The organism is Luteimonas yanweni (assembly GCF_039548475.1).
Taxonomy (GTDB): domain Bacteria; phylum Pseudomonadota; class Gammaproteobacteria; order Xanthomonadales; family Xanthomonadaceae; genus Luteimonas.
The window spans coordinates 18,487-39,726 of record NZ_JBCLVC010000009.1 but is presented as its reverse complement, the minus strand read 5'-3'; the positions used below and the strand labels follow the sequence as shown (position 1 = coordinate 39,726).

Below are 21,240 nucleotides of genomic sequence, written 5' to 3'. Positions count from 1 at the left end.
CCCCCCCCCCCCTCCCCCCCCCCCCCCCCCCCCCCCCCCCCCCCCCCCCTCTTTTCTCCCCCCCCCCCCCCCCCCCCCCCCCCCCCCCCCCCCCCCCCCCCCCCCCCCCCGCTCCCACATGGGCCCAGCGTCGTGATCGACACGGTTCTTGAGCACCTCGCGGCGCTGGTGTCCTTCGACACCCGCAATCCACCGCGCGCCATAAGCGCCGGCGGCATCTTCGACTACATCCGTGCGCAGCTGCCGGACTTCGAAGTCACGGTGACCGATTATGGCGACGGCGCGGTGTCGCTGTTCGCGCGTCGCGGCAATCCGGCGCTGCTGTTCAACGTGCACCTGGACACCGTGCCGGATTCACCGGCATGGACCGCCGATCCGCACGTGCTGCGCGTCGATGGCGATCGCGCGATCGGCCTTGGCGCCTGCGACATCAAGGGCGCGGCCGCATGCCTGATCGCGGCTGCGCAGGCCGTCAACGGTGACGCCGCCTTCCTCTTCAGCAGCGACGAAGAAGCCAACGACCCGCGCTGCATCGCCGCGTTCCTGGCCACCGACCACGGCTTCCGCCAGGTGCTGGTGGCCGAACCCACCGGTTGCGAGGCCGTGCTCGCACATCGTGGCATTGCTGCCGTGCAACTCCGCTTCCACGGCGAAGCCGGCCATGCCTCGGGTCCGCAGGCGCTGTCTGCCAGCGCCGTGCACAAGGCGATGCGCTGGGGCGTGGACGCGCTGGACGTGGCCGAAGGCGAAGCCCACCAGCGCTTCGGCGGCCTGACCGGCCTGCGCTTCAACATCGGCCGCGTCGAGGGCGGCATCAAGGCCAACGTGATCGCGCCCGCGGCAGAAGTGCGCTGCGGCTTCCGCCCGCTGCCTTCGCACGACCTGGCGCAGCTGCACGCGCGCTTCGCGGCGCTTGCGCCCGAAGGCAGCGAGTACACCGCCACCTTCCACGGCCCCTCGCTGCCGGCGGGCGATACCGCCAGCGCCGAAGAGCGCCGCCTTGCCGCCCGCGACCTCGCCGAAGACCTTGGGCTGCCCATCGGCAACGCCGTCGACTTCTGGACCGAGGCCTCCCTGTTCTCCGCCGCCGGCCTCGACGCCATCGTCTTCGGCCCCGGCAACATCGCCCAGGCCCACACCGCCGACGAATGGGTCGCACTGGACCAGTTGCGCACCTATGCCGCGGCGGTGGTGCGGATCATCAACAGCGGCAACAGCTTTGCCACGGATCTACGCGGATGAGCGCGAATTTACACGGATAAAGCCGAGAGCTGGAACAGGACAAAAAGCTTTCTGCCACGGATTTACGCGGATTACGCGGATCAGGACGAGGCGAGCCGGATCACCGCGCTCTGTTCCACAGCTGATTTTTCATGCAAGGAGTTTCGCTTCGAACTTGCCTCCGCCAATCCGCGTAATCCGCGCAAATCCGTGGCAAAAAATGCTCTCCGATTCTTCCGTCTTTCCGCTTTATCCGCGTAAATCCGCGCTCATCCGCGTAGATCCGTGGCAAAAAATCTCTTGCCCCTCTCCCCAGCCCCCACGAAGCAGCAACCCATGCAAGCACATGCACAGACCCGCCAGACCATCGTCCGACTGCTTTCGGGCATGGGCAGCGCGAAAGAGATCAGCCAGTACCTGAAGCGCTTTTCGCAGCTGGATGCCAAGCGCTTCGCGGTGGTGAAGGTCGGCGGCGCGGTGCTGCGCGACGACCTCGAGGCGCTGACGTCTTCGCTGGCCTTCCTGCAGCAGGTCGGGCTGACGCCGATCGTGGTACACGGCGCCGGCCCGCAGCTCGACGAAGCGATGCGCGAGGCCGGCATCGAGAAGCGCACGGTCGACAACCTGCGCCATACCGATGCCGCGGGGCTGGCGATCGTGCGCCGGGTGATGCGTCAGCAGAACCTGCGCCTGGTCGAGGCGCTGCAGGTCGAAGGCGTGCGCGCCACGTCGATCCAGTCCGGCGTGTTCGAATGCGTCTTCCTCGACCGCGAGCGCTACGGCCTGGTGGGCCAGGTCACGCGCGTGGACACCGACGGCATCGGCGCGGCGATCAAGGCCGGCTCGATCCCGGTGATCACATCCCTTGGCGAGACCGCCGACGGCCAGATCGTCAACGTCAACGCCGACTGGGCTGCCAACGAACTGATCAAGACCATCCAGCCTTACAAGATCGTCTTCCTCACCGGCACCGGCGGCCTGCTGGGCCCCGACGACAAAGTGATCGATTCGATCAACCTCAGCACCGAGTACGAGGAGCTGCTGGCGCAGCCCTGGCTGCACTCCGGCATGCGCCTGAAGATCGAGCAGATCCAGAACCTGTTGATGGTGCTGCCGCCGTCATCGTCGGTGTCGATCACCCGGCCCGACCAGCTGGCGCGCGAGCTGTTCACGCACAAGGGCTCCGGGACGCTGGTGCGCCGCGGCGAACGCGTGCTGCGTGCGGAGTCGTGGGGCGAACTCGACCTGCCGCGGCTGCGCATGCTGGTCGAGTCGGCCTTTGGTCGCAGCCTGTTGCCGGACTATTTCGAACGCACGCCGCTGCTGCGGGCCTATGTCAGCGAGAACTACCGCACCGCCGTGATCCTGACCGAAGTCGACGGCGTGCCCTATCTCGACAAGTTCGCGGTGCTTGATGATGCCCAGGGCGAGGGCCTGGGGCGCGCCGTCTGGCAGGTGATGCGCGAGGAAACGCCGACCCTGTTCTGGAGGTCGCGCAAGGGCAACGCGGCGAATGCCTTCTACTATTCAGAGTCCGATGGCTGCTTCAACCAGGGCATGTGGAAGGTGTTCTGGTACGGAATGGACCGGTTCCCGGACATCGAGCGCGCGGTCGTGCACTGCGCGACGCGCCCGGCGACCCTGGGGGATGTGAAAGGGAAAGAGGAGGGCGTCGATGGCTAGGACCGTTGGCATCGTGGGCGCGCGCGGGCATACCGGCGCCGAACTGATCCGGCTGCTGGCCGCGCATCCCGGTTTCGAGCTGGCGGCGGTGTCATCGCGCGAGCTTGACGGACAGCGCGTATCCGACCATGTGCCCGAGTATCGCGGTGGGCTGCGCTACCGGAGCCTCGCGCACGAGGAGCTTGGCGGCCTCGGGCTCGACGCCTGGATCCTGGCGTTGCCCAACGGCAAGTCGGAGGCGTGCATCGCGTCGCTGGGCACGGCAGGCGCTCACGCCCTGACCGACGTCGCCGTCGATGCCCAGGCCAATGCCGTCGACGCCCGTGGCCCGGTGATCGTCGACCTGTCGGCCGATCACCGCTTCAACGATGCCTGGTATTACGGCCTGCCGGAGCTCACTCGCGGCGCGTATGCGGGGCAGCGTCGAATTGCCAATCCCGGCTGTTACGCCAGCGCCATGCAACTTGCGGTCGCGCCGATGCTCGACCTGCTTGATGGCCCGGTCCAGTGCTTCGGCGTATCCGGCTACTCCGGTGCGGGCACCACGCCGTCGGACCGCAACAACGCCGACAAGCTGCGCGACAACCTCATGCCCTACGCGCTGGTCGACCACCTGCATGAGCGCGAAGTCACCCGCCATCTCGGCACGCCGGTGGAATTCATGCCGCACGTCGCGCCGCATTTCCGCGGCATCACCCTGACCGCGAACATGCACCTGCGCGAGGCGATGGACCGTGACGCGGTTGAAGCCCGCTACCACGCGCGCTACCGCGCCGAGCCCCTCGTGCGCGTCACCGACGACGCGCCCTGGGTCAGCGCCATCGCCGGCCGCCACGGCGTCGAGGTCGGCGGCTTCACGCTGTCCGCAGACGGTCGCCGCCTGGTGGTGGTATCCACGCTCGACAACCTGCTCAAGGGCGCCGCTACCCAGGTCCTGCAGAACCTCAACCTCGCCTTCGGCTACGAAGAAGTCCTCGGCATTCCCATGGACCCCATGGCCGACCCTGACCCACCACGCCCCCTGTAGGAGCAGCTATAGCTGCGACCAGATCCCGCCAGCATAGGAAATTCGCGGCTATAGCCGCTCCCACAACAGCAGCACCCATGTTTTACGGAGAGCACGCACCATGTCCGACCTCCTCTGGCAGAAGCCCGGCGTCACCGTCGACAGCGACATCCAGGCCTTCCTGGCGGGTGACGACGTCATCCTCGACCGCGACTTCTTCCTGCACGACATCCAGGCCAGTCGCGCGCATGCCGAAGGCCTCGAGCGCATCGGCATCCTGTCCGCGGATGAACTCGCCGGCATCGCGCGCGAACTCGACGCGCTGGCAGGCGACTTCAGCACCGGCGGTTTCGTGCTTGATGCACGCTACGAAGACGGCCACTCCGCCATCGAAGCGCGCCTGACCGAACGCCTTGGCGACGCCGGCCGCCGCATCCACACCGGCCGCAGCCGCAACGACCAGGTGCTGGTGGCCACGCGCCTGTGGCTGAAGGAGAAGCTGGCGCGCACCCGCGCACTGTGCATCGAGACCGCCACCATCGCGCTGGATCGCGCACAGGCGGAGCGCGACGTGCCGCTGCCCGGCTATACCCACCTGCAGCGCGCCGTCGTGTCCTCGCTCGGCATGTGGTGGGCCGCCTGGGCCGAAGCCTTCATCGACAACGCCGCGCGCGCCGACGATACGCTGGCGTGGATCGATGCCAACCCGCTCGGAAGCGCCGCCGGCTACGGCGTGAACCTGCCGCTGGATCGCGACCACACCAGCGCGGCCCTCGGCTTCGGGCGCCTGCAGGTGGCGGCCACCTACGCCCAGCTCTCGCGCGGCAAGTTCGAGATGGCCGCGCTCGAGGCCCTGTCCAGCGCCATGCTCGACCTGCGCCGCCTGGCCTGGGACCTGAGCCTGTTCACGTCGGGCGAGTACGGATTCGTGACGCTGCCGGCGCAGTACACGACGGGCAGTTCGATCATGCCCAACAAGCGCAATCCCGACGTCATCGAACTGATGCGTGCCACCTATGCCAGCGTGGCCGCCGCGCGCACCGAGATCGAGCAGCTGCTGTCACTGCCATCGGGCTACCACCGCGACCTGCAGCTGTCCAAGGGCGCACTGTTCCACGGCTTCGGCAAGGGCCTGCAAGCGCTGGCGCTGCTGCCCGACCTGCTGCGCAACCTCGACTGGAACACCGCGCGCATGCGGGCCGCGCTGGAGCCTTCGATGTACGCCACCGACCTCGCCGTGGACATGGCGCGCGAAGGCCTGCCGTTCCGCGAGGCCTACCGCCAGGCCGCCGACCCGGCGCGCTGGGCTGAAGGCGATCCGGCCGCGAGTCTCGCCGCGCGCACTTCACCGGGCGCCGCGGGTGACCTGCGCCTGGACGCGCTGCGTCTGCGGCTGGACGCGCTGGGCGCTGCGCAACGTGGCTGAGGCCAAGGCCGGCGCCCGGACGCGCCGCGCGCTGCGTCGCATCAGCCTGGCCCTGCAGGGCGGCGGTGCGCATGGCGCCTTCACCTGGGGCGTGCTTGACGCATTGCTCGAGGACGGCCGCCTGGACCTGCGCGCCGCCAGCGGAGCCAGCGCCGGCGCCATGAACGCCGTGGTCCTGGCGCATGGCCTGCTGGAAGGAGGGCCCGAGGCCGCGCGCGAAGCCCTCGCCCGGTTCTGGACCGCGGTCGGTGGCAGCGCGCCACTGCTGCACGCGGGGGCCGGGGCCGCCGACGGCCGGCCCTCGCCAATGGCCTCGCTGATGCTGCAGTGGAGCGGCTTCCTGGCCCCGGCGCAATTCAACCCGCTGGGCTACGACCCGCTGCGCGACATCGTCGAGGCGCAGGTCGATTTCGAGCGCCTGCGCGCGCAGCGCAGGTTCGACCTGTTCATCGCCGCGACCAATGCCAATACCGGGCGGCTGCGCCTGTTCCGCACGCCTGAGCTGAGCGCGGACGTGGTGCTGGCCTCGTCCTGCCTGCCCGCGCTGTACCCGGCGGTGGAGATCGATGGCGAGCCGTACTGGGACGGCGCCTTCGCCGCCAACCCGCCGGTGCTTCCGCTGCTGGCTGAGTGCAAGGTCGACGACGTGCTGCTGGTGCTGCTGAGCCCGGTCAGCCACGGTGGGCTGCCGCGCTCGGCCGCGGATATCCGCGACCGCACCCAGGCGCTGGCGTTCAACGCCGCCTTCCTTGCCGAGATGCGCAGCCTGATCCGGATGCGCGAGTTCGTCCGCCGCTCGATCGTGCCGTGGCTGGTGAAGGAACATCCGGTGCGTCGCAAGCGCATGCACATGATCGCCGACGACGAGCTGATGGCCCGACTCGACAACGATTCGAAGTCGACCACCAGCCTGCCGTTCCTTGAAACCCTGCGCGACCACGGTCGTGCCAAGGCGCAGGAATGGCTGGACGCACACGCCGCCGAGGTGGGGAAGCGCTCGACGGTGGATATCGCGTCGTTTCGCTGAGATTCGCTTCAGCGCACGCGCACAGCCGGAATGTCTTCCAGATAGCGGGGCTGGCAGGCCTGCCATGCACCGACCAGCATCACCAGCACGCTCACCGCCAGCATCGCGAACGGCCAGGCCAAGCCTCCGCTTGCATCCTTGAGGATGCCGAACAGCAGCGGCCCGAGGCAGGCCAGCGTGTAGCCCAGGCCCTGGGTGAAGCCCGACAGCGCGGCCGAGCCCGCGGGCGTGCGCGTGCGCAGGTTGATCAGGGTCAGGCCGAGCGGGAAGGTGCAGCCGCCGATGCCGACCAGGGTCGCCCACAGCCACGGCGCCGCCATCGGCGCCAGCCACAGGCCGGCGAATCCAGCGAACTGCGCCGCTGCACAGCCAAGCGCGAGCACGAAGGTATTGGGCATGCGCACCGCGAGCGCGGGCACCACCAGGCCCCCGAGCAGGCTGAAGCCCGTGTACAGCGCCACCATCGCGCCGCCAAAAGCCGGCGAGGCGCCGGCATCGGTGAAGATCCGCGGCATCCAGGTGAACATCGCGTAGGTGGCCAGCGAAGTCATGCCGAACATCAGCGCCATGCCCCAGCCCAGGCCCGTATGCCAGACGCGGCTGCGCGAGGCGGGCGTGGATTCCAGGGCGGTCGCACCCGCCGCGGGGATGCCGTCGTCGCCGGCTCCGGGCGCAGTGGTGGCGCCCAGCCCTGCGTCGGCCAAGGCCAGGTCGGCCATCGGCGGCTCCGGCTCCCGCCGCAGCAGGGCCAGCCACGGCAGCATCGCGACCACCGCCGTGAGCGCCCAGACGCCCATCGACAGCCGCCAGCCGAACGCATCGGCCATCGGCACCGCGATCAGCGCGGCCATGATGGTGCCCGCCTGCAGGGCGGTGATGTAGACAACGCTCAGCGTGCCGATGCGGTGGGGGAACCAGCGCTTCACCAGCGGCGGCAGCACCACGTTGCCGATGCCCATGCCGGCCAGCGATACCATCGAGCCACCGATGAGCAGCGGCATGCCGCCCGCCAGCGAGCGAAGCACGAGGCCCGCCGCGGCCAGTGCCATCGCCAGCAGCACCGTGCGTTCCAGCCCGATGCGGCGGGAGATCGCCGGCGTGCCGGCGCCGAAGGCCGCGAAGGCCGCCGCCGGCAGCATGCCGATGAAGCCGGCCATGCTGGCGCCAAATCCGAATTCCCGGCCCACGACGTCCAGCAGCGGCGTGATCGAGGTGACCGCGGTGCGCAGGTTGAAGGCGGCCAGCGTGATGCCGGCAAGTGCCAGCAGCCAACCGCGTGCGTGGGTGCCACCGGTGGCGGCGGGGGAAGCCGGCATGCTGCAGTGTCCAGGCGCGCGCCCGGGAGGCGCTGAAAGCAGAAAACCGGCCGTGGGGCCGGTTTTTGCGTGGTCACCGAGTGGTCGGGGAGACAGGATTTGAACCTGCGACTTCTACGTCCCGAACGTAGCGCTCTACCAGGCTGAGCTACACCCCGACAGGTGAGCTGCGTATTTTAGGGACTCCGGGCCCGGAAGGGCAAGCCTTGCTTGCGCAGACGGCCGGCGCGGCGGCCGCAGTCGCTAGAATGGCGGGCCCACCGGCCATGGCCTGCACCGGAGCCCCGCCTTGATCAAGCCACGCACGCCCCCGGGCGTCCTCGAACTGCTGCCGCGCGAGCAGGTCGCCTTCCAGCGCATGCTCGACACCATCCGCCGCACGTTCGAGGCCTGGGGCTTCCTGCCGGTGGAAACGCCGGTGTTCGAGCTCTCCGAGGTGCTGCTGACCAAGACCGGCGGCGAGACCGAGCGCCAGGTGTATTTCGTGCAGTCCACCGGGGCGCTGGAAAAGGCGTCGGCGGGCGAGGGGAGCGCGCTGCCGGAAATGGCGCTGCGCTTCGACCTGACCGTGCCGCTGGCGCGCTACGTGGCCGAGCACGAGCACCACCTGGCCTTCCCGTTCCGCCGCTACCAGATGCAGCGCGTGTACCGCGGCGAGCGCGCCCAGCGCGGGCGCTTCCGCGAGTTCTACCAGTGCGACATCGACGTGATCGGCAAGGACACGCTGTCGCCGCGCTTCGAGGCCGAGGTGCCGGCGGTGATCAACGCCGTGTTCGATGCGCTGGGCATCGGCGAGTTCACCATCCAGCTCAATCACCGCAAGTTGCTGCGCGGCTTCTTCGCCGGGCAGGGGATCGATGACGCGGCCCAGCCGCTGGTGCTGCGCGAGATCGACAAGCTCGACAAGCGCGGCGAAGAGGCGGTGCGCGCGACGCTTGAAGGCGAGGGCTTTGGCCTGTCGCCGGAGGTAGCCGAGCGGCTGCTGGCGTTCTCGCGCATCCGCTCGACCGGCCATGACGATGCGCTCGCAAAGCTTGCTGCGTTGGGCGCCGGCACGCCGCTGTTCGAGGAAGGGCGCGACGAGCTGCGCGCGCTGCTTGGCATGCTCAAGGCGATGGGCGTGCCCGAGTCGCGCTACGCGATCAACCTCTCCATCGCGCGCGGCCTGGATTACTACACCGGCATGGTCTACGAGACCACGCTGGACGCGAACCCGGGCATCGGCTCCATCTGTTCCGGCGGCCGCTACGACGACCTGGCTGGCAACTACACGAAGTCCAGGCTGCCCGGCGTCGGCATCTCCATCGGCCTGACGCGCCTGTTCTGGCAGCTGCGCGAGGCGGGGCTGGTGACGGCCGAGCGCAGCCCGGTGGACGTGCTGGTGGCGCTGTTCGACGACGCCGGCCTGGACGACGCGCTGGCGCTCTCGCAGCGGCTGCGTGCGGCGGGCCTGAACGTGGAAACGCAGTTCGAGCCGCGCAAGCTCGGCAAGCAGTTCCAGTACGCGGACCGCGCCGGCATCCGCCACGTCGTGGTGCGCGGCGAGGACGAGGTCGCGCGCGGCGTGGCAACGGTGAAGGACCTGCTGACCGGCGAGCAGGTCGAGGTCACGCTGGACGGGCTGGCCGATGTGCTCGCCGGAACCGCGACCGCATCCGCCAAGGGAGACGCCCGATGAAGCCCGTACTTCTTGACGGACTGTCACTGACCCGCCCGCAGCTGGTGGCCGTGGCCCACGGCGCGCAGGTGTCGCTGGACGAAGGCGCGCTGCGCGCAGTGGCGCGCGCCGCCGATTTCCTCGCCGAACAGGTGCGGCGCGAAGAGCCGATCTATGGCGTGTCCACCGGCTTCGGCAGCAACGCCGACAAGCTGCTCGGCGCCCATCCGCTGCGCGATGAACTGCCGGGTGGCACGCCTTCCGGCCGCTCGCTGCACGCCGAGCTGCAGCGCAACCTGATCATCACCCACGCCGTCTGCGTGGGCGAGCCGATGTCGGCACCGGTGGTGCGCGCGATGATGTGCATCCGCCTGAACACGCTGCTGCGCGGGCACTCGGGCATCCGCGTGTCCACGCTGCAGGCGATGGCACAGCTGCTCAACGCCGGCGTGGTGCCGGTGGTGCCTCAGCTGGGCTCGGTCGGCGCCTCGGGCGACCTGGCGCCGCTGTCGCATCTTGCGATCGTGTTGCTGGGCGGCGGCGAAGCCTTCGTCGAAGGCGAGCGCATGCCGGGCGCCGATGCGCTCCAGCGCGTGGGTCTCGCGGCGGTCGAACTCTCCTACAAGGAAGGCCTGGCCCTCAACAACGGCACCGCGCAGATGCTGGCCATGGGCGTGCTGGCGCTGGCGAAGCTGGAGGACCTGCTCGACACCGCCGACCTTGCCGCGGCGATGACGCTCGACGCCTTCGCCGGTCGCCTGGGCGCCTACGCCGAGGACGTGCACGCGCTCCGCCCGCATCCGGGCCAGGTCGCGGCCGCCGCGCAGCTGCGCGCACTGCTGGACGGTTCGACGCTGGCCGACATCGCCTACCACCTGGTGCCGCGCTTCCGGCAGTGGCTGCCGGGCAGCTGGGATGAACCCGCCGCGCAGGCGCTGTCTTTCGACATCGGCTGGGACTGGGTGCCGGCCAGCCAGCGCCACGGCCGCGAGAAGTTCTACCAGCGCTTCAAGCCCTTCCGCGGCGGCAAGAAGCACCAGCCGCAGGACAGCTACTCGCTGCGCTGCGTGCCGCAGGTGCACGGCGCGGTGCGCGACGCCGCGGCCCAGGCCGCGCGCGTGCTCGAGGTCGAGCTCAACGCGGTCACCGACAACCCGCTGGTCTTCCCCGACAAGGTCGCCGAGCACGTCGAGGAGCAGGTGATCTCCGCCGGCCACTTCCACGGCATGCCGCTGGCGCTGGCGATGAGCTACCTGAAGGCCGCCCTGCCGGTGCTGGCCTCGATCAGCGAGCGCCGGCTCAACAAGCTTGTCGACCCCGCCACCAGCGACGGCCTGCCGGCCTTCCTGATCGGCAACGAGGACGGAACCGAGTCCGGTTTCATGATCGTGCAGTACACCGCCGCGGCCATCGTCAACGACCTCGCCAGCCGCGCACATCCCGCCAGCGTCTACTCGGTGCCGACCAGCGCGAACGCGGAAGACCACGTATCGATGGGCGCCAACGAGGCGCGGCACGTGCTGGCCATGGCCGACGACCTGGGCAAGGTGCTGGGCCTGGAGCTCTACACCGCGGCACAGGCGCTGGACCTGCGCCGCGACATGATCAACGCCGCGCGCGACCTGGCGCGACGCGGCGACGCGGCGGCGCTGGCGGCCAAGGTATCGGGCGCGCCGGCGGCGGGCACGCCGGACCACGCGCGCTTCATGGAGGAGGTCGAGGCGCTGCGCGTGGAGCTTGCGGACAGCGAGCCCTTCCATCCCGGCCGCGCCGTCGATGCCGCGCACGCGGTGATCCGTGGCCGCATCACCGGCATGGGACGCGATCGCGCGATGGACGGCGACGTGGCCCAGGCCGTGCGCCTGGTGTCCGATGGCGTGCTGCTGGCGGCCGTGCGCGACGCAGGGCAGGGTGCTTGAACCTGCCCCTGCACCCCGGCTGGCCGGGTGCACTGGAAGCGGGCCTGATCGCGCTGGTGATCGGCCTGCTGGCCTACGCGCTGTTCCACGCCATCGGCGTGCGTGCGCGCTGGCCGGAGGGGCATGCCATCGGCTGGGCCTGCCTGGCCGCGGTCGCGGTCAGCGCTGGCATCGACACCTGGCACCTGTTCTACATGGGCGTGGTCAAGCTCGAGTCGCCGGTGTACGCGCGCATCGCGCTGTCGAAGATCCATGACCCGAACGGCCTCGGCATCCGCGTGCTGATGGAGGTCATCGGCGCGCTCGCCGGTGTCGCCCTGGGCTGGATGCTGGCGGAGCGCCGCCGGGCCTGAAGCCGGCAAGCGCCGCGGCCGCCACGCCGCCGGCCCCCCGAACCCGTTACCTGTCCCGACTGCCTGCCTGCGCGCGAAGGCGGCCACGGGCGGCCATTGCGGCCACCCGTGTGACGCTGCGTCGTGGATGCCGAGGCCAGCAGGGCTTGCGCTGCCGGGATCGCCGTGCGTTAATGTACTAACGCATTAATACATTGGTCCAGATGAAGCAGCGCCCCGCCCCCGTGCCGAAGAAGGATGCCGATGCCGGCTTCAAGGCATTGGCCAAGGCGCTTGCGGCCCTGCAGGACCCTGCGGAGATCGCGGCGTTCCTGCGCGACCTGTGCACCCCGGCCGAACTCGAGGCCATGACCGACCGCTGGCGCGTGGTGCCGCTGCTGCTCGAGGGCGTGCCCTACCGCGAGATCCACCAGCGCACCGGCGTCAGCGTCACCACCGTGGGCCGCGTCGCCCGCACCCTGGAGCACGGCGAGGGCGGCTATGCGGCCGCCGTCCGCGAGCAGTTCCCGCGCCTCCTCGACCGACACTGAAGGTCCCCACCATGAGTCCGATCTCCTCCGCGACACCGCGCGAGCGGCTGCGCATTGCCATCCAGAAATCCGGCCGCCTGGGCGAACCGGCCCGTGCCCTGCTGGCGTCCTGCGGCCTGTCCTGGCGCGAGGGCCGCGACCGCCTGTTCTGCCACGGCGAATCGCTGCCCGTCGACCTGCTGCTGGTGCGCGACGACGACATCCCCGGCCTGATCGCCGAGGGCGTCTGCGACCTCGGCATCGTGGGGCGCAACGTGCTTGACGAGACCAATGCCGGCCGCGAGGCGCTCGGCGCGGCCGCCGCGGCGAGCGAGCTGCGGCCGCTGGGCTTTGGCGAGTGCCGGCTCGACATCGCCGTCCCCGACGGCGTCGAGTGGAGCGGGCCGGCGCAGCTCTCGGGGCTGCGCATCGCCACCAGCTATCCGGCGCTCCTCAGGCAGTGGCTGGACGCGCAGGGCATCGATGCGGGCGTGGTGACGCTGTCGGGCTCGGTCGAGATCGCGCCGCGGCTGGGCCAGGCGGACGCGGTCTGCGACCTGGTGTCGAGCGGCGCGACGCTGGCGGCCAACCGGCTGGTACCGGTGATGACCCTGCTGCGCAGCGAGGCGGTGCTGGCCGGCCCGCTGCGGCCCTTCGGTGACGCGCGCGACGAGCTTGCGCAGATGTTGCAGCGGCGCCTGGACGGTGTGTTGAAGCTGCGCGACAGCCGCCTGCTGCTGTTCCAGGCCTCGCGCAGTGCGGTGCCGGGCCTGTTGGCGCTTCTGCCGGACGCCGAGCCGCCCACGGTGATGCAGGTCGACGGCAAGGACACGCTCGCGCTGCAGGCGCTGTGCCACGGCGCGATGGGCTGGCAGCGCCTGGAGGACCTGAAGCTGGCCGGAGCGCGCGGACTGATGGTGCTGCCGATCGAGAGGACGCTGGCATGAAGCGCCTGGATTGGAGCGCGCTCGATGCGCGCGGGCGCGCAGAGGCGCTGCGCCGGCCGGTGCAGGACACGGCGGCGGACGTGACCGCGACCGTGGCCGGGATCATCGATGCGGTGGTCGACGGCGGCGACGCGGCCGTGCGCGAACTAGGCCGCGGGTTCGACGGCGTCGGCCTCGACGATGCCCGCGTCGGCGCGGATGCGTTCGACGCCGCGATGGCGGCCGTGCCGCCGGCGCTGCTCGATGCGCTGCGTGCCGCCGCCTCGCGCATCGAGGCCTTCCACCGCGCCGGCATGCAGCTTGATTACGCGGTGGAGACGGCGCCGGGCGTGCGCTGCGCGCGCATGGCGCGCCCGATCCGCCGCGTCGGCCTGTACGTGCCCGCGGGCAGCGCGCCGCTGCCGTCGACGGTGCTGATGCTGGGCGTGCCCGCGCAGCTGGCCGGCTGCACCGAGGTGGTGATGTGCACGCCGCCGCGTGCCGACGGCAGCGTCGACCCGGTGGTCCTCGCCGCCGCGCGCCTGTGCGGGATCACGCGCGTGTACCGCGTGGGTGGCGCGCAGGCGATCGCGGCGATGGCCTGCGGCACCGCGTCCATTCCCGCCTGCGACAAGCTGTTCGGCCCCGGCAATGCCTGGGTGACCGAGGCCAAGCGCCAGGTCGCGCAGCGCGGGCTGGCGTCGATCGACATGCCCGCCGGGCCGTCCGAGGTGCTGGTGGTCGCGGATGCGGGCGCGAACCCGGGCTGGGTCGCCGCCGACCTGCTGTCGCAGGCCGAGCACGGGCCCGATTCGCAGGTGCTGCTGGTGTCCGACAGCGACGCGCTGCTCGACGCCGTGGCCGACGCGATCGCCGCGCAGCTGGAGCGCCTGCCGCGTGCGGCCGTCGCACGCACGGCGCTGTCGCGCTCGCGCCTGCTCAGGGTCGACGGCCTGGCGCAGGCCTTCGAGGTCAGCAACGCCTACGCACCCGAGCACCTGATCCTCGCCCTGCGCGAACCGCGTGCATGGCTGGGCCGCGTGCAGGTGGCGGGCTCGGTGTTCCTCGGCGACCACACGCCCGAGGCGCTGGGCGACTACTGCAGCGGCACCAACCACGTGCTGCCCACGGCCGGCGCCGCGGCCGCGAACAGCGGCGTGTCGGTCTCGAGCTTCCAGAACTTCATCAGCGTGCAGGAGGCCACGGCCGAAGGCATCGCCGCCATCGGCCCGGACGCGCTGGCGATGGCCCGCGCCGAAGGCCTCGAGGCGCACGCCAGCGCCGTGCGCCTGCGCCTGGAGCAGGCGGCATGAGTGCGCTCGGACTGCTGCGCCCGGACCTGCGCGGCTTCGCCGGCTACCGCTCCGCGCGCTCGGACGCGCCCCGGGGCGAGGTCTGGCTCAATGCCAACGAGTCGGCCTGGCCCAACGCCGCCGATCCCGCCGGGCTCTGCCAGCGCTACCCGGAGCCGCAGCCCGACGCCCTGCGCGCCGCGCTGGCAGCGCTGTATGGCTGTGCGCCCGGGCAGCTGCTGGTCGGCCGCGGGAGCGACGAGGCGATCGACCTGCTGGTGCGCGCGCTGTGCCGCCCGGGACAGGACGCGGTGCTGGTGACGCCGCCGGTGTTCGGCATGTACGCGGTGAGCGCGCGGCTGCAGGGCGCGCGCCTGGTCGAGGTGCCGCTGGAGGAGGTCGGCGGCGACTTCGTGCTCGACCCCGACGCCGTCGTCGGCAAGGCGCTGCGCACGGGCGCGCGCATCGTCTTCCTCTGCTCGCCGTCCAATCCCACCGGTGGCCTGGTGCCGCTCGCGGATATCGATGCCATCGCACGCGCGCTGGACGGGCGTGCGCTGGTGGTGGTCGACGAGGCCTACGTCGAATACTCGGACCAGCCGTCGGCCGTTGCGCTGCTGCAGGGGCTTCCGAACCTGGCCGTGCTGAGGACGCTGTCCAAGGCGCATGGGCTCGCCGGGGCCCGCATCGGCTGCGTGATCGCGGATGCGGCCCTGGTCGCGGCGCTGCGCGCCTGCCAGGCGCCGTACCCCGTGCCTGGGCCGTGCGCCGCACTGGCGCTGGCCGCGCTCGCGCCCGATGCGCTCGCCGCCACGCGCGCGCGCGCCGCCGGCGTCGTGGCGGCCCGCGGACCGATGCGCGCGGCATTGGCGGCGCTTCCGGACGTGCGCCGCGCGTATCCGTCGCAGGGCAACTTCCTGCTGCTGCGGTTCGCGGATGCCGATGCGGCGCTCGCGGCGCTGCAGGCCGCCGGCGTAGTCGTGCGCGACCAGCGCGGTGCGCCGGGCCTCGACGACGCGCTGCGCATCACCCTGGGCACGGCCGCGGAGAACGCCCGCGTGCTCGCCGCCCTGTCGGCGCTGGAGGTGGCGGCATGAGCCCGATCCTCTTCATCGATCGCGACGGCACCCTGATCGAGGAGCCGGACGACTTCCAGGTCGACGCGCTGCACAAGCTGCGCTTTTGCCGCGACGTGGTCCACTCGCTGCTGAAGCTGCGCGACGCCGGCTATGCCTTCGTCATCGTCAGCAACCAGGACGGCCTCGGCACGCCGGCGTATCCGCAGGCGGATTTCGACGGCCCGCAGGCGCTGATGCTGCAGGTGTTCGAGAGCCAGGGCATCCGCTTCCGCGATGTCCTCATCGACCGCAGCCTGCCGGGCGACAACGCGCCCACCCGCAAGCCTGGCCTGGGCCTGGTGGTGCCGCTGCTGCGCGACCGCGGCATCGACTGGGCGCGCTCGGCGATGGTCGGCGACCGCGACACCGATATCGAGTTCGCCGGCAACCTCGGCATCCGCGGCTTCAAGCTGCGCGGACGTTTCGGCGGCGACTGGGACTGGCCGGCGATCGCGCACGCACTGGTCGACGCGCCGCGCCGGGCGCGCGTCGAGCGCGACACGCGCGAAACCCGCATCCGCGTCGAACTCGACCTCGACGCCGCCACGCCGCCGCGCATCCGCACCGGGCTGGCGTTCTTCGACCACATGCTCGAACAGATCGGCACCCACGGCGGCATCGCGCTGGCGGTCGAGGCCGACGGCGACCTGCACGTCGACGAGCACCACACCGTCGAGGACACGGCGCTGGCGCTTGGCCAGGCGCTGCGCGAGGCGCTGGGCGACAAGCGCGGCATCGGCCGCTACGGCTTCAGCCTGCCGATGGACGACGCCCTGGCCAGCGCCGCGCTCGACTTCGGCGGCCGGCCCTGGCTGCAGTTCGCCGGCACCTTCCGCCGCGAGCGCGTCGGCGACCTGCCGACCGAGCTGGTGCCGCACTTCTTCCGCTCGCTGTGCGACGCCGCCGCGCTCAACCTGCACCTCGAGGTGCGCGGCGAGAACGACCACCACCAGGTCGAGGCCTGCTTCAAGGCCTTCGCGCGCGCGCTGCGCCAGGCCGTCGCCCGCACCGGCCGCGACCTGCCCAGCACCAAGGGGACCCTGTGAGCACACCCGTCGCGGTGATCGACGCCGGCGGCGCCAACCTCGGCTCGGTCTGCTATGCGCTGGAGCGCCTGGGCGCGACGCCGCGCATCGTGCGCGACGCCGACGGCCTGCGCGGCGCCGTGCGCGTGATCCTGCCGGGCGTCGGCGCCGCCGCGCCGGCGATGCGCCTGCTTCGCGAGCAGGGCTTCGCCGAAGCACTGCCGGCGCTCGAGGTGCCGCTGCTTGGCATCTGCCTGGGCATGCAGCTGCTGTTCGCACACTCCGAGGAGGGCGATGTCGACTGCCTCGGGCTGCTGCCGGGGGTGGTGCGCCGCATGCGGCCGGCACCGGGGCTGCGCGTGCCGCACATGGGCTGGAACCGCCTGCGCGCGCGCCGTGCCTCGCCGCTGATGGCCGGCATCAACGACGGTGCCCGGGCCTACTTCGTGCACGGCTATGCGGTGGCGCCGGGCGCCGACTGCGTGGCCGATACGGTGCACGGGTCGGCCTTCGCGGCGGTCGTAGAACGCGGTCGCGTGGCCGGTGCCCAGTTCCACCCTGAGCGCTCCGCGACGGCCGGCGCGCGACTGCTGCGCAATTTCCTGGAGGCCGCATGAGCTTCACCGTCTATCCCGCCATCGACGTGCGCGAAGGCCGCGTGGTGCGCCTGGCGCAGGGCGACTACGCGCGCGAGTCGCGCTATCCCGCCGACCCCTTGGCGCAGGCATTGGCCTATGCCGGCCGCGGCGCGCGCTGGCTGCACCTGGTCGACCTCGACGCCGCGCGCGCGGGCGGCTACACGCTGGCGCCGCTGCTGCGCGCCATCCGCGCCGACAGCGCGCTGCAGGTGCAGACCGGCGGCGGCGTGCGCCACGAGGACGACGTCGCCGCGATCCTCGACGCCGGCGCCGCGCGCGTGGTGGTGGGCTCGCTGGCCGTGCGCGAGCGCGAGCGCGTGGCCGGCTGGATCGAACGCTTCGGCGCCGAGCGCATCGTGGTCGCGCTCGACGTGCGGCGTGGCGCCGACGGCGCGTGGCGGCCGGGCGTGCACGGCTGGACGGAGGAGGGTGCCGGGCGCCTGGAGGATCTCGCACGCTTCCATGCCGGGGCCGGGCTGCGCCACCTGCTGTGCACCGACATCGGTCGCGACGGCATGCTGGCCGGACCCAACCTCGCGCTTTACGAGTCGCTGCGGGCGTGTGCGCCGGGTCTGCAGGTGCAGGCCAGCGGCGGCGCCCGCGACGCCGCCGACGTCGCCGCCGCGCGCCGCGCCGGCTGCGCCGGGATCGTGCTCGGCAAGGCGCTGCTGGAAGGCCGCGTCGAGCTGGCCGAGGCGTTGGTCGCGGGCGCGCCCGCCACCGTCGGCCGCGACGCGGGCTTCGGGCGGCCACCATGCTGAGCCGCCGCATCATTCCCTGCCTGGACGTACGCGATGGCCGCGTGGTCAAGGGCGTGCGCTTCCGCGACCACGTCGATGCCGGCGACATCGTCGAGCTGGCCACGCTGTACGCGCGCGAAGGCGCCGACGAACTCGTGTTCTACGACATCACCGCAAGCCCCGCTGGACGCACGGTCGACCTCGCCTGGGTCGAACGCCTCGGACGCCTGCTCGACATCCCGTTCTGCGTCGCCGGCGGCATCCGCAGCGTGGCCGAGGCGCGCCGCGTGCTGCATGCCGGTGCCGACAAGGTCTCGGTCAACACGCCCGCGCTGGAGCGTCCGGCGCTGGTGTCCGAGCTGGCCGACGCCTTCGGCCGGCAGTGCGTGGTCGCCGGCCTCGATTCGCTGCGCGACGCCGACGGCCAGTGGCGGGTGCGCAGCCACACCGGCGACGCCGCCGCAATCCGCGACAGCGGCCGGCGCACGCTCGACTGGATCGACGAGCTGCAGGCGCTGGGCGCGGGCGAGATCGTCCTCAACTGCATGGGCAGCGACGGCGTGCGCAGCGGCTACGACATCATGCAGCTGCGCGCGGCGCGCGCGCACTGCGAGGTGCCGCTGGTGGCCTCCGGCGGCGCCGGGGCGGTCGAGCACTTCGCCGCGGTGTTCGAACAGGCGGACGTGGATGGAGCGCTCGCCGCGAGCGTCTTCCACTCCGGCGAAGTCCGTATCCCCCAGCTCAAGCGCGGGCTGCGCGCCCGCGGAATCGAGGTGCGCGATGACTGAAGCGCTTGCAATGCCGACGCTCGACTGGGCCAAGCAGGGCGGCCTGGTGCCGGTCGTGGTGCAGGACGCGGCCAGCCATCGCGTGCTGATGCTGGGTTACATGAGCCCGGAGTCGCTGCAGCACACGCTGGCCACCGGCCTGGCCACCTTCCACAGCCGCAGCCGGCAGCGGCTCTGGACCAAGGGCGAGACCAGCGGCCACCATTTGCGCGTGGTCGCGCTGGAAGCCGACTGCGATGCCGACGCGCTGCTGCTGCGCGTGGTGCCCGCGGGGCCGACCTGCCACCTCGGCCGCACCAGCTGCTTTCCTGGCGCCGCCGGCAGCGAACTGGGCGCGCTGGATGCCGTGGTCGCCGAGCGCGCACGCACGAAGCCCGCCGGCCACTACACCACGAAGCTGCTCTCCGCCGGTGTCCGTCGCGTGGCGCAGAAGGTCGGCGAGGAGGGCGTGGAGACCGCGCTCGCCGCCGTGGCCCAGGACGACGCCGCGCTGCTGGGCGAAGCCGCCGACCTGGCCTACCACCTGCTGGTGCTGCTGCGCGCGCGGGGCCTGGGCCTGGCCGACGTCGAGCGCGTGCTGGCGGACCGCGCGGCCTGAGGCGCTGGGACGTCGCTGCCCCGTCACGCCGATGCGTCCGTGCGTCGGCCCCGGGCCTGCGGACCCGACCTGCTCACGCCGCCGAGATCGAGGTCCGCACGCAGTCGCGGCCGTTGGCCTTGGCGGCGTACAGCGCCTGGTCGGCGACCTGCAGCGCGTCGTCGATGTCGTCGACGGTGCCCGGGACAACGGTGTGCACCCCCACGCTCCCGGACACGCGAACGCTCGGACCCTGTTGCGACTCGCATGGCGCGTAAGAGATCGCGCGGCGCACCTCTTCCGCCACGGCCACTGCCGCGCGCAGGTCGGTGCCGGGCAGCACGATCACGAATTCCTCGCCGCCGAATCGCGCCAGCAGCGCCTCGTGCGGCCGCAGCGCCTGGCCGATCCGCTGTGCCGCGGCGCGCAGCACGTCATCGCCGACCAGGTGGCCGTGTTCATCGTTGATGGCCTTGAAGAAGTCCAGGTCGACCATCAGCAGCGACAGCGGCCGCCGGTCCCGGTTGCAGGCCACCAGCAGGCGTTCGAAGGCATCGTGGAAGTGCGAGCGGTTGTACAGGCCGGTCAGGCCATCGCGGCGCGAGGACTCGCGCAGGCGCGAATGGGCCTGCCCCAGCTGGTCCAGCGTGCTCCGCAGTTCGCGCGTCCGCTTGGCGACCGTGTGCTCGAGCTGCACGTTGGCCTGGCTGACGATGCGTTCGTTCTCGTTGCGCAGGGAGGCATAGCGGTAGCTGAGCGCGACCGAGAGGAACAGCATCTCCAGCGCCGAGCCGATCTGCACGCCGTATTCGGTGTAGAAGGTCTTCGGGATCACCCCGAAGGCCACCAGGGTGAAGACCGCCGTGCCGGCGAGGAACATCGACCACGACAGCAGGAACAGGCGCGCCGGCCGGTAGCCCTTGCGCAGCGCCACCACGCTGACCACGGTGATCCAGACGATGCTGGCCAATACCGCCAGCGACACCGCCGGGGTGATCAGGCGATAGGGCACGAACACCGCCGCGATGCCGAAGCCGGCGAAGGCGGCAATGGCGATGATGCTCACCCGGTTCCCCGCCGGCCAGCGCTCGCCCAGGCCCAGGAACACGCGCGCGAACTGGTGCATGCCGATCAGCGCCAGGCTGATCGACAGCGGCACCGACTTGTCGGCCAGCCAGATATTGTTGGGCCACAGGTACTCGAAGCCCAGGCCGTTGAGGCAGAACAGGACCAGGCCGAAGGCGCTGATGTGGAAGAGGTACCAGAAGTAGCTGGCGTCGCGCAGCACCAGCCACAGCACCAGGTTGTAGAAGAACAGCGCCAGCAGGATGCCGTAGTACAGGCCGATCGCCATCTGCGCGTCTCGCGAGAGTTCGGTGAACGCGCCGGGCGTATACAGCACCAGCGGCACCTGCATCGAACTCTGGCTCTGCACCCGGAACAGCATGTCCACTGGCTGGTCCAGCGGCAGGTCGAGCAGGAAGTTGGGATGCCGGTAGCGGATGGCGCGGTGGCCGAATGGCAGGGTGTCGCCGCCGGCCTGGTGCGCGACGCGGCCGTCGGGGTAGCGCAGGTAGACGTCGAGGTGGTCGCTCAGCGGATAGGCCTGCACCATGAGCCAGCGCGCCTCTTCCGGTTGGCGGTTGAGCAGGCGCGCGTGGACCCAGAATGCGCCGTCCTGGAAGCCGAATGCGGGATTGCCACCGGGCAGCGGTTCGAAGCCGCCGGCATCGAGCCTGCGCCAGGCATCGGCCACGGTGTCCGCGGCGGCGGTGTCGTGGTGGTAGGTCGCATGCTGCGAAAGCGCGACCTCGCCCGTTCCTGCGGAAAGCTCGACCACGCCGGCGGCCGCGGCGGGTAGCGGCAGGGCGAACAGCACCGGCAATGCCAGCAGCGCCAGCAGCGCGGCCACACGAGCCATCCCCGGTATCGCGACGTTCATCCAGACGTCCCCTCAGACGCGTCCATGACTGCAAGCAGAAACCCTGGCGGGCACATCATATGCCCGCAGGGCTCCGC

General features: G+C 71.4%; 19 protein-coding genes and 1 tRNA gene. 17 read left to right on the top strand and 3 right to left on the bottom strand.

All coding sequences use genetic code 11. From position 1 onward, the window contains the following. Positions 1 to 132: 132 nt before the first annotated feature. The 5 genes from WCE39_RS07185 to WCE39_RS07165 all read left to right on the top strand — a co-directional run bounded on the left by WCE39_RS07185 (position 133) and on the right by WCE39_RS07165 (position 6,363). A complete protein-coding gene (locus WCE39_RS07185) occupies positions 133 to 1,242 on the top strand; it encodes an acetylornithine deacetylase (RefSeq protein ID WP_343276016.1) in 1,110 nt (369 codons plus the stop codon). Positions 1,243 to 1,557: 315 nt separating this feature from the next. Beyond that, entirely contained in the window at positions 1,558 to 2,904 is a 1,347-nt protein-coding gene (locus WCE39_RS07180; RefSeq protein WP_343276015.1) for an acetylglutamate kinase, read from the top strand. Further along, the gene (gene argC / locus WCE39_RS07175) at positions 2,897 to 3,931 is read left to right on the top strand and encodes an N-acetyl-gamma-glutamyl-phosphate reductase (protein WP_343276014.1); all 1,035 of its coding nucleotides are present in this window, start codon (positions 2,897 to 2,899) and stop codon (positions 3,929 to 3,931) included. The genes WCE39_RS07180 and argC overlap by 8 nt, the downstream gene beginning before the upstream one ends. 100 nt (positions 3,932 to 4,031) lie before the next feature. Continuing rightward, a complete protein-coding gene (gene argH, locus WCE39_RS07170) occupies positions 4,032 to 5,336 on the top strand; it encodes an argininosuccinate lyase (RefSeq protein WP_343276013.1) in 1,305 nt (434 codons plus the stop codon). Beyond that, positions 5,329 to 6,363 carry a patatin-like phospholipase family protein gene (locus tag WCE39_RS07165; protein ID WP_343276012.1) on the top strand — a complete coding sequence of 345 codons (1,035 nt, stop codon included), beginning with the start codon at positions 5,329 to 5,331 and terminating at the stop codon, positions 6,361 to 6,363. Before argH ends, WCE39_RS07165 begins: the two co-directional genes overlap by 8 nt. An 8-nt stretch (positions 6,364 to 6,371) precedes the next feature. Here WCE39_RS07165 and WCE39_RS07160 read toward each other — a convergent pair whose 3' ends face one another. Together WCE39_RS07160 and WCE39_RS07155 are read right to left on the bottom strand one after the other, a co-directional pair. After that, positions 6,372 to 7,679 carry an MFS transporter gene (locus WCE39_RS07160; RefSeq protein WP_343276011.1) on the bottom strand — a complete coding sequence of 436 codons (1,308 nt, stop codon included), beginning with the start codon at positions 7,677 to 7,679 and terminating at the stop codon, positions 6,372 to 6,374. An 81-nt stretch (positions 7,680 to 7,760) separates the two neighbouring features. Continuing rightward, a tRNA-Pro gene (locus tag WCE39_RS07155) sits at positions 7,761 to 7,837 on the bottom strand. A gap of 131 nt (positions 7,838 to 7,968) precedes the next feature. On the opposite strand from WCE39_RS07155, the gene hisS reads away from it, so the two are divergent. The 12 genes from hisS to hisIE all read left to right on the top strand — a co-directional run bounded on the left by hisS (position 7,969) and on the right by hisIE (position 19,242). Beyond that, positions 7,969 to 9,357, top strand: a complete 1,389-nt coding sequence (gene hisS / locus WCE39_RS07150) for a histidine--tRNA ligase (protein WP_343276010.1) — start codon at positions 7,969 to 7,971, stop codon at positions 9,355 to 9,357. After that, positions 9,354 to 11,255, top strand: a complete 1,902-nt coding sequence (locus WCE39_RS07145; protein WP_343276009.1) for an HAL/PAL/TAL family ammonia-lyase — start codon at positions 9,354 to 9,356, stop codon at positions 11,253 to 11,255. The genes hisS and WCE39_RS07145 overlap by 4 nt, the downstream gene beginning before the upstream one ends. Next, positions 11,252 to 11,608 (top strand): hypothetical protein, encoded by a 357-nt coding sequence (locus WCE39_RS07140; protein WP_343276008.1) that lies wholly within the window; start codon positions 11,252 to 11,254, stop codon positions 11,606 to 11,608. The genes WCE39_RS07145 and WCE39_RS07140 overlap by 4 nt, the downstream gene beginning before the upstream one ends. A 203-nt stretch (positions 11,609 to 11,811) precedes the next feature. Further along, complete coding sequence (locus WCE39_RS07135) at positions 11,812 to 12,138, top strand: YerC/YecD family TrpR-related protein (RefSeq protein WP_343276007.1); 327 nt, start codon at positions 11,812 to 11,814, stop codon at positions 12,136 to 12,138. An 11-nt stretch (positions 12,139 to 12,149) separates the two neighbouring features. Next, positions 12,150 to 13,064, top strand: coding sequence for an ATP phosphoribosyltransferase (gene hisG / locus WCE39_RS07130; protein ID WP_343276006.1), 915 nt, complete (start codon positions 12,150 to 12,152; stop codon positions 13,062 to 13,064). Beyond that, the gene (gene hisD / locus WCE39_RS07125) at positions 13,061 to 14,356 is read left to right on the top strand and encodes a histidinol dehydrogenase (protein WP_343276005.1); all 1,296 of its coding nucleotides are present in this window, start codon (positions 13,061 to 13,063) and stop codon (positions 14,354 to 14,356) included. The genes hisG and hisD overlap by 4 nt, the downstream gene beginning before the upstream one ends. Beyond that, the gene (gene hisC, locus WCE39_RS07120) at positions 14,353 to 15,432 is read left to right on the top strand and encodes a histidinol-phosphate transaminase (protein ID WP_343276004.1); all 1,080 of its coding nucleotides are present in this window, start codon (positions 14,353 to 14,355) and stop codon (positions 15,430 to 15,432) included. The genes hisD and hisC overlap by 4 nt, the downstream gene beginning before the upstream one ends. Next, positions 15,429 to 16,499, top strand: coding sequence for a bifunctional histidinol-phosphatase/imidazoleglycerol-phosphate dehydratase HisB (gene hisB / locus WCE39_RS07115; protein WP_343276003.1), 1,071 nt, complete (start codon positions 15,429 to 15,431; stop codon positions 16,497 to 16,499). Before hisC ends, hisB begins: the two co-directional genes overlap by 4 nt. After that, positions 16,496 to 17,095, top strand: a complete 600-nt coding sequence (gene hisH, locus WCE39_RS07110) for an imidazole glycerol phosphate synthase subunit HisH (protein WP_343276002.1) — start codon at positions 16,496 to 16,498, stop codon at positions 17,093 to 17,095. Before hisB ends, hisH begins: the two co-directional genes overlap by 4 nt. Next, positions 17,092 to 17,877, top strand: coding sequence for a HisA/HisF-related TIM barrel protein (locus WCE39_RS07105; RefSeq protein WP_343276001.1), 786 nt, complete (start codon positions 17,092 to 17,094; stop codon positions 17,875 to 17,877). The genes hisH and WCE39_RS07105 overlap by 4 nt, the downstream gene beginning before the upstream one ends. Further along, on the top strand, positions 17,871 to 18,644 hold the full coding sequence (gene hisF, locus WCE39_RS07100; RefSeq protein WP_343276000.1) for an imidazole glycerol phosphate synthase subunit HisF: 774 nt from the start codon (positions 17,871 to 17,873) through the stop codon (positions 18,642 to 18,644). The genes WCE39_RS07105 and hisF overlap by 7 nt, the downstream gene beginning before the upstream one ends. Continuing rightward, a complete protein-coding gene (gene hisIE, locus WCE39_RS07095) occupies positions 18,637 to 19,242 on the top strand; it encodes a bifunctional phosphoribosyl-AMP cyclohydrolase/phosphoribosyl-ATP diphosphatase HisIE (protein WP_343275999.1) in 606 nt (201 codons plus the stop codon). Before hisF ends, hisIE begins: the two co-directional genes overlap by 8 nt. A 73-nt stretch (positions 19,243 to 19,315) precedes the next feature. On the opposite strand, the gene WCE39_RS07090 is transcribed toward hisIE, so the two are convergent. Further along, complete coding sequence (locus WCE39_RS07090; RefSeq protein ID WP_343275998.1) at positions 19,316 to 21,142, bottom strand: sensor domain-containing diguanylate cyclase; 1,827 nt, start codon at positions 21,140 to 21,142, stop codon at positions 19,316 to 19,318. Positions 21,143 to 21,240 lie beyond the last annotated feature (98 nt).

Excerpts from the sequence above, each read along its gene's own strand:
- WCE39_RS07180 (WP_343276015.1), top strand. The coding sequence starts at position 1,558 with ATGCAAGCACATGCACAGACCCGCCAGACCATCGTCCGACTGCTTTCG.
- argC (WP_343276014.1), top strand. The coding sequence starts at position 2,897 with ATGGCTAGGACCGTTGGCATCGTGGGCGCGCGCGGGCATACCGGCGCC.
- argH (WP_343276013.1), top strand. The coding sequence starts at position 4,032 with ATGTCCGACCTCCTCTGGCAGAAGCCCGGCGTCACCGTCGACAGCGAC.
- WCE39_RS07160 (WP_343276011.1), bottom strand. The coding sequence starts at position 7,679 with ATGCCGGCTTCCCCCGCCGCCACCGGTGGCACCCACGCACGCGGTTGG.
- WCE39_RS07145 (WP_343276009.1), top strand. The coding sequence starts at position 9,354 with ATGAAGCCCGTACTTCTTGACGGACTGTCACTGACCCGCCCGCAGCTG.
- WCE39_RS07135 (WP_343276007.1), top strand. The coding sequence starts at position 11,812 with ATGAAGCAGCGCCCCGCCCCCGTGCCGAAGAAGGATGCCGATGCCGGC.
- hisG (WP_343276006.1), top strand. The coding sequence starts at position 12,150 with ATGAGTCCGATCTCCTCCGCGACACCGCGCGAGCGGCTGCGCATTGCC.
- hisD (WP_343276005.1), top strand. The coding sequence starts at position 13,061 with ATGAAGCGCCTGGATTGGAGCGCGCTCGATGCGCGCGGGCGCGCAGAG.
- hisC (WP_343276004.1), top strand. The coding sequence starts at position 14,353 with ATGAGTGCGCTCGGACTGCTGCGCCCGGACCTGCGCGGCTTCGCCGGC.
- hisB (WP_343276003.1), top strand. The coding sequence starts at position 15,429 with ATGAGCCCGATCCTCTTCATCGATCGCGACGGCACCCTGATCGAGGAG.
- WCE39_RS07105 (WP_343276001.1), top strand. The coding sequence starts at position 17,092 with ATGAGCTTCACCGTCTATCCCGCCATCGACGTGCGCGAAGGCCGCGTG.
- hisF (WP_343276000.1), top strand. The coding sequence starts at position 17,871 with ATGCTGAGCCGCCGCATCATTCCCTGCCTGGACGTACGCGATGGCCGC.
- hisIE (WP_343275999.1), top strand. The coding sequence starts at position 18,637 with ATGACTGAAGCGCTTGCAATGCCGACGCTCGACTGGGCCAAGCAGGGC.
- WCE39_RS07090 (WP_343275998.1), bottom strand. The coding sequence starts at position 21,142 with ATGGCTCGTGTGGCCGCGCTGCTGGCGCTGCTGGCATTGCCGGTGCTG.